This window comes from Pseudobdellovibrionaceae bacterium, from assembly GCA_023954155.1.
GTDB lineage: Bacteria > Bdellovibrionota > Bdellovibrionia > Bdellovibrionales > UBA1609 > JAMLIO01.
The window spans coordinates 266,408-281,206 of record JAMLIO010000003.1 but is presented as its reverse complement, the minus strand read 5'-3'; the positions used below and the strand labels follow the sequence as shown (position 1 = coordinate 281,206).

At 41.7% G+C, this 14,799-nt stretch carries 11 protein-coding genes; 9 read left to right on the top strand and 2 right to left on the bottom strand.

Features of this window, described 5'->3' with window-relative positions:
* Positions 1 to 17: 17 nt before the first annotated feature.
* On the top strand, positions 18 to 986 hold the full coding sequence (locus tag M9899_05675) for a calcium/sodium antiporter (protein MCO5113645.1): 969 nt from the start codon (positions 18 to 20) through the stop codon (positions 984 to 986).
* A 15-nt stretch (positions 987 to 1,001) separates the two neighbouring features.
* Here M9899_05675 and M9899_05670 read toward each other — a convergent pair whose 3' ends face one another.
* Positions 1,002 to 1,430 (bottom strand): hypothetical protein, encoded by a 429-nt coding sequence (locus tag M9899_05670; protein MCO5113644.1) that lies wholly within the window; start codon positions 1,428 to 1,430, stop codon positions 1,002 to 1,004.
* 317 nt (positions 1,431 to 1,747) lie between these two features.
* Here M9899_05670 and M9899_05665 point away from each other — a divergent pair, with 317 nt between their 5' ends.
* The 3 genes from M9899_05665 to M9899_05655 all read left to right on the top strand — a co-directional run bounded on the left by M9899_05665 (position 1,748) and on the right by M9899_05655 (position 5,602).
* Positions 1,748 to 2,923: a metallophosphoesterase gene (locus tag M9899_05665; protein ID MCO5113643.1), complete on the top strand. Its 1,176-nt coding sequence runs from the start codon at positions 1,748 to 1,750 to the stop codon at positions 2,921 to 2,923.
* Between the two features lie 180 nt (positions 2,924 to 3,103).
* Positions 3,104 to 4,525, top strand: a complete 1,422-nt coding sequence (locus tag M9899_05660) for a hypothetical protein (GenBank protein ID MCO5113642.1) — start codon at positions 3,104 to 3,106, stop codon at positions 4,523 to 4,525.
* Between the two features lie 150 nt (positions 4,526 to 4,675).
* Positions 4,676 to 5,602 (top strand): cation transporter, encoded by a 927-nt coding sequence (locus tag M9899_05655; protein ID MCO5113641.1) that lies wholly within the window; start codon positions 4,676 to 4,678, stop codon positions 5,600 to 5,602.
* On the opposite strand, the gene M9899_05650 is transcribed toward M9899_05655, so the two are convergent.
* The gene (locus tag M9899_05650) at positions 5,599 to 7,407 is read right to left on the bottom strand and encodes an ATP-binding cassette domain-containing protein (GenBank protein ID MCO5113640.1); all 1,809 of its coding nucleotides are present in this window, start codon (positions 7,405 to 7,407) and stop codon (positions 5,599 to 5,601) included. The genes M9899_05655 and M9899_05650 overlap by 4 nt on opposite strands.
* 573 nt (positions 7,408 to 7,980) lie before the next feature.
* On the opposite strand from M9899_05650, the gene M9899_05645 reads away from it, so the two are divergent.
* The 5 genes from M9899_05645 to M9899_05625 all read left to right on the top strand — a co-directional run bounded on the left by M9899_05645 (position 7,981) and on the right by M9899_05625 (position 14,780).
* Positions 7,981 to 8,373 carry a hypothetical protein gene (locus M9899_05645; protein MCO5113639.1) on the top strand — a complete coding sequence of 131 codons (393 nt, stop codon included), beginning with the start codon at positions 7,981 to 7,983 and terminating at the stop codon, positions 8,371 to 8,373.
* 199 nt (positions 8,374 to 8,572) lie between these two features.
* Positions 8,573 to 9,967, top strand: a complete 1,395-nt coding sequence (locus M9899_05640) for a TIGR00366 family protein (GenBank protein MCO5113638.1) — start codon at positions 8,573 to 8,575, stop codon at positions 9,965 to 9,967.
* A gap of 72 nt (positions 9,968 to 10,039) precedes the next feature.
* The gene (locus M9899_05635; protein ID MCO5113637.1) at positions 10,040 to 10,594 is read left to right on the top strand and encodes a hypothetical protein; all 555 of its coding nucleotides are present in this window, start codon (positions 10,040 to 10,042) and stop codon (positions 10,592 to 10,594) included.
* Between the two features lie 244 nt (positions 10,595 to 10,838).
* On the top strand, positions 10,839 to 12,317 hold the full coding sequence (locus M9899_05630; protein ID MCO5113636.1) for an OmpA family protein: 1,479 nt from the start codon (positions 10,839 to 10,841) through the stop codon (positions 12,315 to 12,317).
* Between the two features lie 15 nt (positions 12,318 to 12,332).
* Positions 12,333 to 14,780, top strand: a complete 2,448-nt coding sequence (locus tag M9899_05625; protein ID MCO5113635.1) for a hypothetical protein — start codon at positions 12,333 to 12,335, stop codon at positions 14,778 to 14,780.
* Positions 14,781 to 14,799 lie beyond the last annotated feature (19 nt).

The following is a 14,799-nucleotide window of genomic DNA, read 5'->3' as shown; positions in this document are numbered from 1 at the left end:
TACTGCGAAGAGGTTTTATGACAATATTTTTATTATCAGTGATACTGGGTTTGATTGTTCTGGTGTGGAGTGCAGATAAGTTTGTGGATGGAGCTTCAGATGTTGCTCGTCACTATGGTGTTTCTCCTTTAATCATAGGTATGGTGATCATCGGTTTTGGGACTTCGGCTCCAGAGATGGTAGTGTCAGCGCTATCTGCCCTTCAGGGTAATCCAGGAATTGCCTTGGGGAATGCTTACGGCTCAAATATTACTAACATCGCCCTCATCTTGGGGTTAACGGCACTACTGATGCCTATAACTGTTCATTCACAGATACTGACTAAGGAGTTGCCTATTTTGGTTGGTGTCACCCTTCTGACTATCGCTTTAATTTTTGATCTTAATGTTTCAAGACTAGATGCCATAATCTTTCTTAGCGTTTTTGCTGGCTTGATGGTGTGGACACTGATGGAAAGTGTAAAAAATAAAAAGGACTCTTTGGCTGTAGAAGTGAACAATGAGTTGGCAGGAAAGGACATTGTCCTTAAAAGATCATTATTATTTTTAATTGTAGGACTTGTTTTATTGATCATCAGTTCAAGGTTTTTGGTTTTTGGCGCTGTTGGAATTGCAAAGAGCTTAGGGGTTTCCGATATTGTTGTGGGCTTAACCGTGGTGGCAATTGGAACTTCGCTCCCTGAATTAGCGTCTTCGATCATCGCGGCCCGCAAAGGAGAGCCAGATATTGCTTTGGGAAATATTTTGGGATCGAACTTATTTAATACATTAGCTGTTGTCGGTATAGCGGGTATGATTTGTCCGTTGACTTTTGAAGTGGAAATTTTAAATCGCGATATCACTGCCATGACTCTTCTGACAGTGTCGCTTTTTATTTTTGGTTGGGGATTTAAAGGTAAGTTGGGGAAAATCAATCGCCTAGAAGGAGGTGTTCTTCTAGCTTCATTTGTGGCTTACACAACTTATTTGGTCACAACAGCAATTTAGCGTGTTGAAACAAAACTACTTCACGTAAACAAATTCGACCATAGGATCATAAACGCGGTACCATTCGGTCTGTACAAGGCCAAATACTCCAGAGTTTTCGTACATCACGTCTCCGCTTCGATCTACAGACAGTTCAGTCAAACGGTTTTGTGAGAACCAAAACTTATCTGCTTTTTGATTGTAGTTTAGGAATCTTTCTGTGGGTGCACCTTCTCGACATACTACAACAGACAGTTCGATACCGCCTTCAGTCTGGCTACGAACGCAGTTGTAAACGCGAGGCTGTTTGGTCTTGGCGTCCATCACGATGGAACGATATTTTTTGTTTTGCTTATGGTCCTGGGTGAGCCATTGGCCAAAGATGGGGTGACGTCTAGGAACCTCAGCTTTTGCAGCAACAGAAGTCAAAAAACAAAGTATAAAAATTGAAAATAATGGTTTCAAGGTACACTCCTTATAAACTAAAGATTTTTGAATCGTACTTAAGTAGCTAAAATGGTGCCAAAAAAAGAAGACTGGGAGGTTCTAAAGCCCAGCTTTTGTGACTAAATTTGATGCCAGAGCCAAAAAGTGTCATCAACAGATAGTGGTAGTTGCTGGTGCTTACTCTGGCAGGGTTTCAGTGGGGGTGGCTTTGTGTTCGTGCATCCTTGGGGCATCGTTTTGTTGGTGTCTAGGGTGGTCTAAAGTTCTAAAGTAGACGTATGGAATTCCCGACCAAAGTTCGTCGAACATCAAGTCGATAAAACCGAAAAGCTCTTATGAGCATTCAATATAAATTCAGCGGCGTTTTGGTGTGTTTATTCTTCTTGGCAGGTTGTGCGAATTCAAATATTTCGGCAGGGCAATCCAACAATGATGCGGGAACAGATGTAGAAGAGCCTACAACTCCCGACAATCCCTCCCCACCTGAACCTCCCCAAAACCATGTATGGAAGGTCGCTGTCATTTCAGATATGAATGGCTCTTATGGAAGCACAACATACTCTTCGGCTGTGAAATCTGCCATTAACTATATTGCTCAAGATGCAGAGGTCTCTTTGGTGCTATCAACGGGCGATATGGTGGCGGGGCAAAAGACAGGTCTTGATTACGCTAAGATGTGGTCGGCATTTCGTGGTGCAGTCACAAGCCCTTTGAGTGCGGTAGGTTTACCCTTGTTACCATCACCAGGAAACCATGATGCTTCAGTGGGGAGTTCATTTAAAAAAGAGCGCGACATGTATGTGAAAGAATGGAATGGTTTTCCTATTGCGCGTTTTAACTCAAGCAGGCCCTCTCACGAACAAGTTCATTTTTTACCCCACGTCGAGCAAAACTATCCCTTAAATTTTGCGGTCACAATGGGTGAGGCTCTATTTGTAAGTCTTGATGCCACAGCCGTAGGCCCGCTGGTGAATGATCAGTTAGGGTGGCTAGAAGAGGTGCTTGAGGCGGGCAAGAATTATAAAATCAAAGTGGTGTTTGGTCATGTCCCTCTTTATCCTGTGGCCTTTGGTAAAGCCTCTGAATACATCGCTTTAGGAACAGCAAAAAATGGTTACAGTAAAAGAATGGAAGACATTCTTGAGGCCTATGGTGTGACTTATTATTTAAGTGGACATAGCCATGTGTTTTACCCAGGCCATAGAAATGGTTCGGTCAAATACATTTCGGTTCCTTTATTGGGATCTGGAGCACGCAAGGTCCTCACTAAAGATCGTACGGGTTCAACTTCTAAGACGGGCTTTTTGTATCTGACTTTTAACAGCCAAGGTGAGCATCACCTAGAAGCTGTGGAAAGTCCTTCGTTTAAGGCTATCCCTTTTTCTTCGGTCCCTTCGGCTGTCTCTGTCCCTAGTGCTACGGCTTCAGACTGTCAGGGGTGTGGGACCTTCCCAAGTGAGTTTTTTTTAAGCAAAAGTTTAAGAACGCTTTTTTTAAGATTAACTCAGTAGCATAAGGAATCTGTTAGACTCATAGAGTCATAAAAAAATCACGAAATCTAAATACATTAAGCCTTGACGCATGTCCTCTGCGTCGTGGTATGTGCTTTTTTATAAGGCATTTTATTAGTGCGTATAAAACAGAATCAAACCATTAAAATTTAAGTATTTTAAAGAACTAAAGGGGGCAGAATGAAGTCATTGGTAATTTTAATTTCAACACTATTTATAGGGGTGGCAGCAAATGCCCAGACGGTGACCTACGTCTCTCCAAATGGAATCACAGAGGTGTGCCGAGCCTTACCAAAGCTTCCTAATGCGAAGTACTCCAAAGGTGACATTGAAGATGAAACTGCCTTATGTGCTATTGATTTTTACAATGACCCTACAGTAGCTCTTTGTCCTAAAACTTGGAGCACAAGCCCAGCCACAATGCTTTATGACATTTCAAAATCAGGCTTAACGCAAGAAAAGTATGAAGCTCAAAGATCTTGTGGTGGTTCTAAAGCAGGACATGACAAGATCACAAAGTATAAACAAACTTTAAATATGAAAGGCACAAGTGGAACCTATGCGCCTTCCTCATTTGTTTACTACCATTTGTCTCGATACTTTGACACATCTGTTAAGGTGCCCGTTGCAGTATATCGTTCGATGGATCGTAAGGCCCACTTAGACCGAGTGACAAAAAAAGCTTATCAAAAAAGAATGGGTAAAGGTGATAAGATTCGTGAAGGTTGGAAGTGGCTTTATGATTTTGAAACTCGTCCTGCGCAAAACTTATCCAAACGCGCGGACTTCTTTGCTGATGAACGTGCCGACCTTATCTATGGAATGTTAGGTGATGGAGGCGGTGAACGTTATGGTGAACAGATCAATGGAATACGCACATCATGGGGTGATAAACAAAATTATGAGTTCCAAGAAACACCTGCATTTGTAGCTTTAAAAAGTGAAAAACCATTGTTAGAAGCTATCGCAGACGGTTTGGCCTCAGCGCAAAAAAATGCTGTGATAAAAAAAGCAATGGGTGGCGGAGCTTCTGATTTCCAAATGGCATTATGGATGAAAGAACTTACAGAAATTGTAATTTTAGATCATATTCTGAACCAACAAGATCGTATTGGTAACATTGACTTCCGTTGGTACTACTATTGGGTGGATGCAGAAGGTAAAGTGCAATCGCAAAAACTTGAAGATGCAAACGGTGATAATGTGGATACACTTCGATCTTTAATGAGTAAGATCGTTTACCCACAAGAAGTTGATGGAGCAAAGACCGTTCTTGTGCAAAGAACACGTATCAATGATAACGATGCGGGTGTGTACCGTGGATATACGAACTTCACAAAAAGAACAAAAATGTTACAGAACATTCGTCATATCGACCAAGACACTTACGACCGTCTATTAGCTTTGAACGAAGACTTTCAAAACCAAGGTCCTATCTATCAGCTCTTAAAAACAGAATTTCATATTACAGATCAAGATCTAGCCCTAATGGTAACAAACACTTTAGAGGCTACTGAGATTTTAAAATCTACAAACGCTGCAGGAAAGCTTCTTTTCGATTTAAGTTCAGCTAAAAAACTATTTCAACAGCTAGTAAATTAGTCCCATAATTGACCCTAAAATGGCCTAGAATTAAAATAAAGTTCTAGGCCCACAAAGCCTAAAAAGCATTTTTTTTCATCTTTACAAGATAAGCTTTTAAATTTTTTGACCTCTATAAAGGCACAAAAGTGTTTTAAGGGTTAGGGTTTTATGTACTCAGAGCAAAGGGTTCTTCAGTTTTCAATTGTGATGACATTTTTGATGTCATGTTTTGGAATTTTCTTTGGTCTACTGGCGGGTTCATCTGCGATTGTGTTTGATGGTATTTATGAACTGACAGATGCAATGATGACCATCTTAGCTCTTTTGGTTGCCAATCTGATTAGAATTTCCACTTTAGGAAGTGTGAGCCATATTAAATTAGTTGAAAGGTTCACGATGGGCTTCTGGCATCTTGAGCCCATGGTGTTGGGGCTAAATGGGATCATGCTGATTGGTGCTGCGACCTATGCGTTTATCAATGCCGTAGACAGTTTTTTGTCAGGCGGGAGAGAAATTGAATTTGGTTATGCTGTGACGTATGCCTCCATCTCTTTGGTGCTTGAGATCGGCATGGCGGGATTTACTTTAAGGGCTAACCATAAGATACGCTCTGACTTTTTGGCATTAGATGCTAAAGCATGGGTCATCGCGGCCGCCCTATCTTTGGCGTGGCTTGCGGCCTTTGTAATGGGGTTGATGATTCAAGACACGCATTGGGCATGGGTCACTCCCTATATTGATCCTTTAGTTTTAGCTTTAGTGTGTATAGCGGTGATTCCTATGCCTATTGGAACTGTTAAAAAAGCCTTGCAAGACATTTTACTGGTCACACCTGTGGATCTTAAAGAGCAAGTGGACAAAGTGGCGCGTGAAGCAGTGAAAACATACGGCTTTGCTTCTTATCGTGCGTATGTCGCACGAGTCGGAAGAGGGCGTCAGGTGGAATTGTACTTTATTGTGCCAGCGGACTGGCCTGCGAAGCGCTTAGAAGAATGGGATCACATTCGCAACGAAATAGAAAAGATGTTAGGGGCAGAGGGTCCTAACTATTGGCTTACCATCGTGTTTACGGCTGATCCTGAGTGGGCAGACTAAAAAAGAAATATTGTATCTTCAATTTTGATCTTTTCTAAAAATACGGTGTCGTGAGAGATGATGAGGAGTGCCCCTTTATATTCTTGTAAGCAAGATTCAAGAATTTCCAAACTGGCAAGGTCTAAGTTATTGGTAGGTTCATCTAAAATTAAAAATTCAGGACTTGGGGTGGCAAAAAATATTTTGGCCAGACTGACTTTTAACTTTTCGCCACCACTTAAAGACTCAATGCTTTGAAATACTTTGTCGTCTTCAAATTGTAAAAGGGCAAGTTTATTACGAACCATATCGGGGTCCATAGTTGTGCTGGTTAAAATGTTTTGCAAAACATCAAGTCTGGGATCAAGTAGCGAGTAGGTTTGATCCAATAGCGCTGTATTTACCGAACCCATGGTCCATTGTCCTAAGAGTTGGGTTTGTAATTCTTGAGTTGCTCCTTTGGCCTTAACCGCCCCCAAGATGTTTTGCTCTAAAATCTCTTCATGAGATTTTTTTTGCAGCCTTTCATGCCGCTTTATTGATGATAGTTCTTGCGCTATTCCTAGTCCTAGTTTTTGGGTGAGAAGGGCTCTCACCAGCGTGCTTTTTCCTATCCCATTGCTTCCTTGGATTGCAATACGACAAGGACCAGTGGCGATGTGGTTGAGATTATTTTTCCACAAAGGTTTCTTTCCAGAAAAAATAATATTGCCATTTTGAATTTCAAAAATCTTTTTGCACTTAGGAATGGAAATATTTGGGATATCAATGCGCATAGCTTGATCTAATTTAAGTTTATCTAGAGCATTTTCCACAGTCTGCTGTGATTTTTGAAGCCGTACATTTTCTTGTCGTTGAATTTTGCTCAGCGTATTTTCTGCATTTCGTTTTTTTAATCCCGCTGATAGGCGTGAAAGTCCCATATTGGAAATGTTCTTTTTGGCATTTCGCATACGCTTTTCCTGTTTTGTATTTTTTTGAATCCAATCTTGTTCTACTTTCTTTTTTTGATGTTTTAAAAACTCCAGCTCTCTTTTTTGATTTTGTCGTTCTTTAAGTTTTTCCTCTTGATAGAAATCAAAGGGACCACCAAAGACAGATATACCTTGGTTTGTGAGTTCTAAAGTTGTATCCACTAAATTCAAAAGCTCTCTGTCGTGACTGATGATCAATAAAGGTGAGTCCTTATAAGATCGCACAAAAGCAAAAATTTTCGCTTTGCCTTCGGCATCCAGATTATTTGTCGGTTCATCTAAAATAAGAAGCGAACACGTTAAAGACAGAGTTTTGGCTAAACGTAACCGCATCCATTGGCCACCACTTAAATATTTTAGTGGTAAAGCTAAATCTATGCCTTCAATGAGAGAGGACCACATTTCAGGATCTGCGGTGGGACTGTCCCATAAGTCTGCTAAATACATATCACCCGTGATCTCATACTGAGATGGGGATATGTCTGAGTGTGAGTTCAAGTTGTTGAGTGGGGAGATATTCAAATGTGATTTCAAGCTATTGTGTTGGGATGGATACGTGGGATTATCAGTGGGACTGTATTTGACGGCCTTCACCTGCCAAGGTGTGAGGTTTTGCTCTAGGAGGACCACTTGTGAGGCAAAGTGAGGGTCGCTACTGAGGATTTGGCCTGAAGTGGGTGGCAGTAAGCCCGCGAGTAGGCGTGCTAAGGTGCTCTTGCCAATTCCGTTGTCGCCCACAAGCCCATAGCGTGTGGGTCCCAGCATAAAATTGAGATTCTCAAAAATCACAACGCCAGATGGAAGTTCGTAAGATAAGGACTGTGCCTTTATATAAAATAAACTTGTTTTCATAAACTAACCCTAAAAGGAATGAAATCATATTCAAATCAAAACCTGTCCACCGAATCGGGACAATTCCAACCTGTTGAAATGAAGTTGGAATTCAACGCGCCATAAAATCTAAGCTAAAATGAAAAAGGTCTTTTAAAAATGATTTGCAAAATTACAGAAACAAACACGCAGCTTAAGCAGCATGAAGTTTTGATCACAAAAAGAATAGAGTTAAGGTTAGTTTCTCATAAGACATCAAGCTTTAGGAGCCTGACAAAAAAAGTATAACAGAGGCTGCTTGCCACTTCAACTTTACGTCTAGGTTTGAGACACAAGAACAAATCTAAAAGAGGCAAGCCAAAAAATAAAAATATAAATTTTATAGAAAGGGCTTTATCTGCAAATAAAGAGGGTTTCGCAGGAATTGACTCGCTGTGTTTCTGCGAAAATCACTAGAGAAACAGCCAGACTTTTTTTATATCTGTGGTTCCTACCCTTGAGATGTGAATTGGGCATAAAGCAGTAATTCTCGATGTAGAACCACCTAAGACGTGGTGAGCCTCAAAGTGTAGAATTTCAAAATGAGGGGTTTTTATGACAAAAATTTGGATGGTTATTTTAAGTCAGGCATTTGCAGTCAATGTGTTTGCTGCGGTTTTAAATTCAGGTGCTATCCCTGTACAGTCTGAAATTGTGTATTACGAATTTGAAGTAAAAGCCAAATGCCAAGGCCCTAAATTTGAAGATGATGCTCATAGAGTTTATTTTGATTCCCAAAGTTACACTGAAATTCAATCCTATATGGATAAAGGGTACACTATGGTGCTCTTAGATCGTTCTTGCGGTTATCGAGGTAAAGGCGCGGCTTTGTCTGAAGATTCTTATGAAACAGTAAGAATCTTAATGTACAACGCTCATGATGCCAGTAAAGCCATTGATATGAATGTGAAAGCTTTATTGCAAGCCTACGGTGTGATTGAGCCTTAGCTTAAAATCTACCTTGTTTTAAGTGTAAATCTACGGAAATGTATTCCGTGTATTCCGTGTATTCCGTGTATTCCGTGTATTCCGTGTATTCCGTGTATTCCGTGTATTCCGTGTATTCCGTGTATTCCGTGTATTCCGTAAAAGAATAGATTGAAAATACAAATTGCTTTTTAAAATGAGACTTCTAAACTACTAGCTTATGCTACAGAAAATTTTAAAAGCACTCGATAAAGTCTTAAGAAGGTACACGCCTGATCCTTTTGTCATTGCCATTGGCTTAACGCTTTTGGTGATCTTGCTGTCTTCTTTATTTACGGCGTCGACACCTTTAGACAACGTACGCTATTGGGGAGATGGGTTTTGGTCTTTGATCACCTTTACTTTACAAATGGTGATGATCCTTTTTACGGGTTATATTGTAGCTGCATCCCCGCCAGTTAAGAGACTATTACAGTTTTTGGCGAAGTTAGCAAAAACTCCAGGACAGGCCATAGTGTTAGTTTCTTTGGTCTCTGCGTTTGGAGCTTATATCAACTGGGGTTTAGGCTTGGTGGTCGGGGCCTTCTTTGCTCTCGAGACAGCAAGAGTCCATAAGAACATAAACTTTAGAGTGCTAGTCGCCTCTGCTTACAGTGGATTTTTATTTTGGCATGGAGGACTTTCGGGTTCCATTCCTCTGGTGGTCAACACCCCAGGAAATTTTTCGCAAGAGTGGGTGGGCGGGATCCTTCCTGTTGGGCAGACTTTATTTTCTGGGTTTAACCTTACAACTTTATTTGTATTGGCCGTCACCATTCCTGCTTTGAATTGGTACATGCACAAGCTCAATGCGCATGAGGGCCATTGGACACCAGCATTACAGCCTAAGGGGAGAGAGGCAACAGGAGAACCTTCTGAATACTCTGAGGTGGTTGATCGCACCCTGTTAGGTGCAAAATCCACAGAGAGTGTGCCGTCATCTCGAGCCTTTTCGGAATGGTTAGAAAATCATCGTGGTGTATCTTTGATCTTATTTGTTTTGGGATTGATCTATGTGGTGCAGATCTTGTGGAGTCAGAAATTCACACTAGACTTGAACTCTATCAATTTTATATTTTTATTCTTAGGTCTGATCTTACATAAAACTCCAAGGTCCTTTTTAAAGGCGGTTGAAGAGGCAGCGGGCAAGTTAGGTCCCTTATTGGTGCAATACCCGCTATACGCAGGCATTATGGGGATTATGGTGCATTCGGGTTTGGCCGAGGTGCTCTCTGTATTTTTTGTCGAAATTTCTAATAAAGCGACTCTTCCTTTGATGACCTTTTGGAGTGCGGGGCTTGTGAATCTATTTATCCCGTCAGGGGGAGGACAGTGGGCGGTGCAGGCTCCTGTGATGCTTCCAGCGGCTCAAGAGTTGGGTGCGGACATTCCTCTCACGGTTATGGCTGTAGCATGGGGTGATGCCTGGACAAATATGCTTCAACCCTTTTGGGCTTTGCCCTTACTGGCTATTGCTAATATTCAAGTGAAAGAGATTTTAGGCTTTTGTTTTATGGTTCTCGTTGCATCGGGTGTAGTTATTTCAGGGCTACTCTTGGCCTTTGCTTGGGGCTGAAAAAGCCCTTGCATTTATAGCCCAACTTTCATAGAACACGACCATCAATGACAAATAAAAAAAGGTGGTCTCGTGTTTAAAACTTTAATTCTTTTTACCGTTTTTGGCCTGTCTTTAGGCGCTAACGCCAGTGTTGGAAATTTACAAAGATTTTATGAAGTGATGCCAGGTGCGCTTTACCGTGGTGGTACAACAGAAGGCGTGGGCAGAGCTGCTATGAAAGAAAGTTCACTCAAAGCATTATGTGAGAGTGGATTTAACCAAGCTTATTTTCTATATGGTAAACCTTCCAAGCCCACGGTGAGATGTAATGCGGGTGAAATTCGTTATTCGCAAAAAAACTGGAAGAAACCCCAACCTATTCTTGAAGACATTTATAACAATATCCAAAGAAACTCAGGTCCAGTATATGTGCACTGCTGGTATGGCGTTCATGCTTCAGGATATGTTTCTGCAGTCGCATTAAGACAGTTTTGTGATTATTCAGGCGAGCGAGCTGTAGAGTATTGGAAATCCTACATCGCACCTTCTCTTCAATATAAAGACGTTCAGACCTTGATCAGAAACTTTAAGCCAGACTCAAGACTGTCTTTGTCTGAATCCCAAAAGAGCAAATACTGTCCTTAAGTGCAGTACATCAGATCTTTGTTGTAAACTACATGCAATCAAAAAGCCCATCGTTGATGGGCTTTTTAGTTTGTAAAACTTCTGTCTAGTATTCCTTTTATCCAGTTAGGATTTTTGTCTAGAGACATGTTAAATATTTATTTATATTTTCTTGTCTAAAGGCAAGAAAAGCCTTGAAGCGCCCCCTCTCATTGACATTGCTGGGTGTGAATCCAAAATAATATATGAGATAGAGGGAATTGCTATGCGTATATTATTATGGGTGGGGGTTTTGCTTTGTGCGTGCGTTGCCAAAGCAGAAACGGTGGATATTACTTTGCGTACACAGTTTGTATTTGGCAAAGCTGAGGTGACAAAACGAAGTCAGCAAGTTTTGGATCAGCTCTATCAGGTGATGGTAGATTTTCCGACAGCACAAGCATTGATTACAGGACATTCCGACAATATTGGTAAAGACTATAGCAATAAATTTTTATCACAAAAACGTGCCTTATTTATTTCTGACTATTTGATCAAGCGAGGAATTGCTCCAGAGCGTCTGATCAGTAAAGGGGTGGGCTCTGTAATGCCCATTGCCAGTAATACTACTGAAGCAGGTAGGGAAAAAAATCGCAGAGTTGATATAGAGTTCTCCAATCTTACTCCTAACATGGCGAGTGCTTTAAAAGAAACAGTGAGCGTGCTGCCCACAATGGCAAAATTAAAAAAACCTAGCCTTCATAGTAATACGTGGCAGGCCGAGAGCAAAGTGCATTATCGTCAACCCACAAACACGCCTTCTCCAGCAACTGCGCCAAAGACAAATAATGTAGACGCCCCTCAAGATCAGTCGTTTAATAACAAGTATCTGCCGAAAAGTCTGACTCTGGAAATGCAATCACAATTGGAAGTGGACCCTTTGCAGAATATAGGTGTGGCCTCCAATACAACACTACCAGATAGAGAAGTTTCAGCGCCAGTAGTGCAAGCGCAAACAGAAGTTGCTTCATCTCCAGCGCGTGTGTCTTCTGACGAAGATCGCCCCTTTGCAAAGGCAGGAAATTTTATCCGTTACAAATTAGGGATTGGTGGATACTACAACTCGCTTCATGTAGAAAATCAAGTGGGACCAGGCACTGCGGATTGGATTTCAAAGATCAACTACAATGCAGAAGCCGCCATCCAATGGAGTTTAACCAGCTCTCAAAGCACTTGGATGGGAATACGTGTTTCTGGTCACAAGCAAGACTATGAACATAACAATGCGCCATCTTTATACTCTTGGGATGGAGAAGCTCCAGATCTATTTAGAGCCGCTTTGATGTTTGATTTTGAAAGCACTAGGTTTGGTTTTGGTTTGGACTTTGAAGTCAACGAAGAGGCGTTTCTTTATGAAAACGCATTCCTAGTCACCATTGAAAAGAACAAAGTTTTTGGCTTAGCTACAAGGCTTAAATATAAAATTCTTGCTGAAGATTCTCATTCAGCACGCTTAGGCTTGGATGTGAGCTATGCGGTTGGTGGGGTTGAAGATGCCGTGAAAGACATCATCAAAGAGACCAAGGCCAAAGATCGTCTCAGCTACGTTGGATATTTGGATTTTAGAACCAAAGATATTTTTAAAGAACATGAGTTAGGTGTGAAGTTCTATTATGGACTGCGGTCTTTTGCCAATGAACATAATCTGCAAGAAGAAGAGATTGTGGGACTTTTATTCACATTGTATTCACCAGCGTGGCTGTAAGGTAGGGAGAGTAAAATGAAAAAGATCAATTTAGTTTTAGCATGCCTTATCAGTGTCTTAGTTTTAAGCGGATGTAAAAATCCTCTTTCTGAAAGTAACCATTCACGTATAAATGATGATTTTGATAATGACGAAACCTTTCCTGTATCTACTTTTGGAGTCATCCTGCCTTTGGACAATGTGAATCTGGCAAATGCTAGTGGTTACACTATTGGTGGCGTTTGCAATCCTCATGCTGGGAATGTAGTGGTCAGTGTAGGAACACCTACTGTAGTGGCCAGTTTTCCGTGTTATCAGCACGGTCAAAATAATGGATATTTTTCTGGAACTCTTAATCTTTTGGGAATCACTTCAAGCACGTTGGACATAAGTATCTCTCAAGGTTCGATGGTGGCCGTAGTACTGCCTGCTGACTCTCCGTCTGTTGATCTTACACCAATCGCTTCAGCGCCCACTTTAGCAGATCAAAGTTTTGTTGCAGGGACAGTATGGGACGCCCACATCACTTGTAGTGAAGTAGGTGAGATTGTAGTTTTTAATGGGACGGGTTTAGTTGCAGGAATTCAAACACACACTTGTCATTCTGCGGGTGTTTCAGAGCCTGTAACGCTTCGGTTTTCACCTGGAACAAGCACTTCTGATCCTAATCCCATTGTGATCAGCAGTGTAGATGCCAATGGTAACCCTTCTTTGGCAACAACAAGTTTTAGTTTACCCATAGATAACGTAGCGCCTCTGATTTCCATCACTAATGGGGGGACGGTTTACGAAAGCGAAGCGGCGACATTTACCATTTCTATTTTAGAGGATCACTTTACGGGGTCTTACGAGGTCACATCCACCAGTGGCGTGATCAATGTGGTCAATGGAGGTACAGGGACGACATGCAATGCTAAAATCTGTGATGTAGAAGTCACTTCTCCAGATGTGGGTCTGCTGATTTTAAGTGTCGAGGCGGGGGAAGTTGAAGACTTGGCGGGAAACACGAATACAGGTCGAGTGAACAGTAGACTTAATATTTTAGATGACTTAGATCCTGTGGCCTTATCCTTGAGTTTAAGTTCCACAGATGGAGATTCTGACGGTTGGTACGAAGTGGGTGATACGGTGTCATTGTCCTTGCTGTTTGACGAACCTGTGTTTGTCAACACTGCGGGAGGAACGCCCTATCTGCCGTTGGCTCTGAATTCAGGGACTAAGCAGGCCAGTTACGTTTCGGGTTCGGGCACAGACACTTTAGTTTTTGAGTTTACAATAGTTGCTTCAGACACAGACTGTGACGGCGCGATTACGGTGGCCTCTATCATTCATAATGGGGGAATGATCGTGGACAGTTATAATCAAAGCCCTGATTATTCTATCTTACCTACCACAGTATTCTCTGTGTATGTGGACACCGTGGCGCCACAAGCTCCTACGGTATTGACTTTATCGGGCACGGCTATGAATGGCCGTACGCCTAACCTCAGTTGGACTCCTGCACATGACTCTTGTGGTATTGCTCAAGTGATGTGGGCTGTGGGAACAACTTTTGGAGATGATGACGTTCAGGCCTTTATGGGAATAGGTAACGTGAACTCCTATCAAGGACATGATGGTGTGGGGGGAGCAAGCTTTAATCTTCAGCCCGCAACAGATTACTATATTTCCTTAAAGGTTGTGGACTTTGCAGGTCATGAATCTATTGTCGCCACAAGTTCGGCGTGGAATTTTTCTTGTATCAGTCCCATGACAAGCCTTAGTCGTTTGATGGATTTGGACAGTTCGGATGAGTCTACGATTGTAGATGAAAATGGTATTTCTGCGGACAATGTGGGATTTACGGGTGCTGTGCGAATATGGCTGGATGATACTGTAAATATGTATGACATGTTAGCCCTAGATACAAACTTGATCTATAGCCCAGATACTCATGCGGGAGCTTTTGTGACGAAAGACTCTTATGTTTATGGCGATGGCACTGGAGCGATGGGCGTAGATATTGTTCCTTACAGTGGGGACTTTGTTTTTGCTTTTGTGGCTCAAGCTACAGACGCTGGTGCGCCAGAGTACAGCTCTTTATTTAGTTCTTCTGATAATGAAAATACGGTAGGGTCTTGGCAATTAGATAAAGGTGGGCCTATTTCGGGTTGTGAGGATCGTTTTAGAATTTATGCGAACGATCAGAATGTGCAACACGTGCTGTGTGGACCATTATTCAATACGGCTCCTCATCTGTTTATAGTGAAATACAGTGCTGCCAATAAGACTATGAGCTTTATTGTGGACAATGTGGAATATGAATCCAAACTTTGGGTGGATGCGCCTACCTTTGAAAGCCTGCGTCTGTTAGAAAATAGGACTAGCAATGGTCGTCAGCCTGCGAGAGTGCACCAAGCGGCCTTGTTAGATGAATATTTAAATCCTTCACAAGAAGAAAGTTTATCCGAATTTTTATCTTGTAAATGGAATTTAGGCTTATAGTTGAGATTCAAGGGAGATT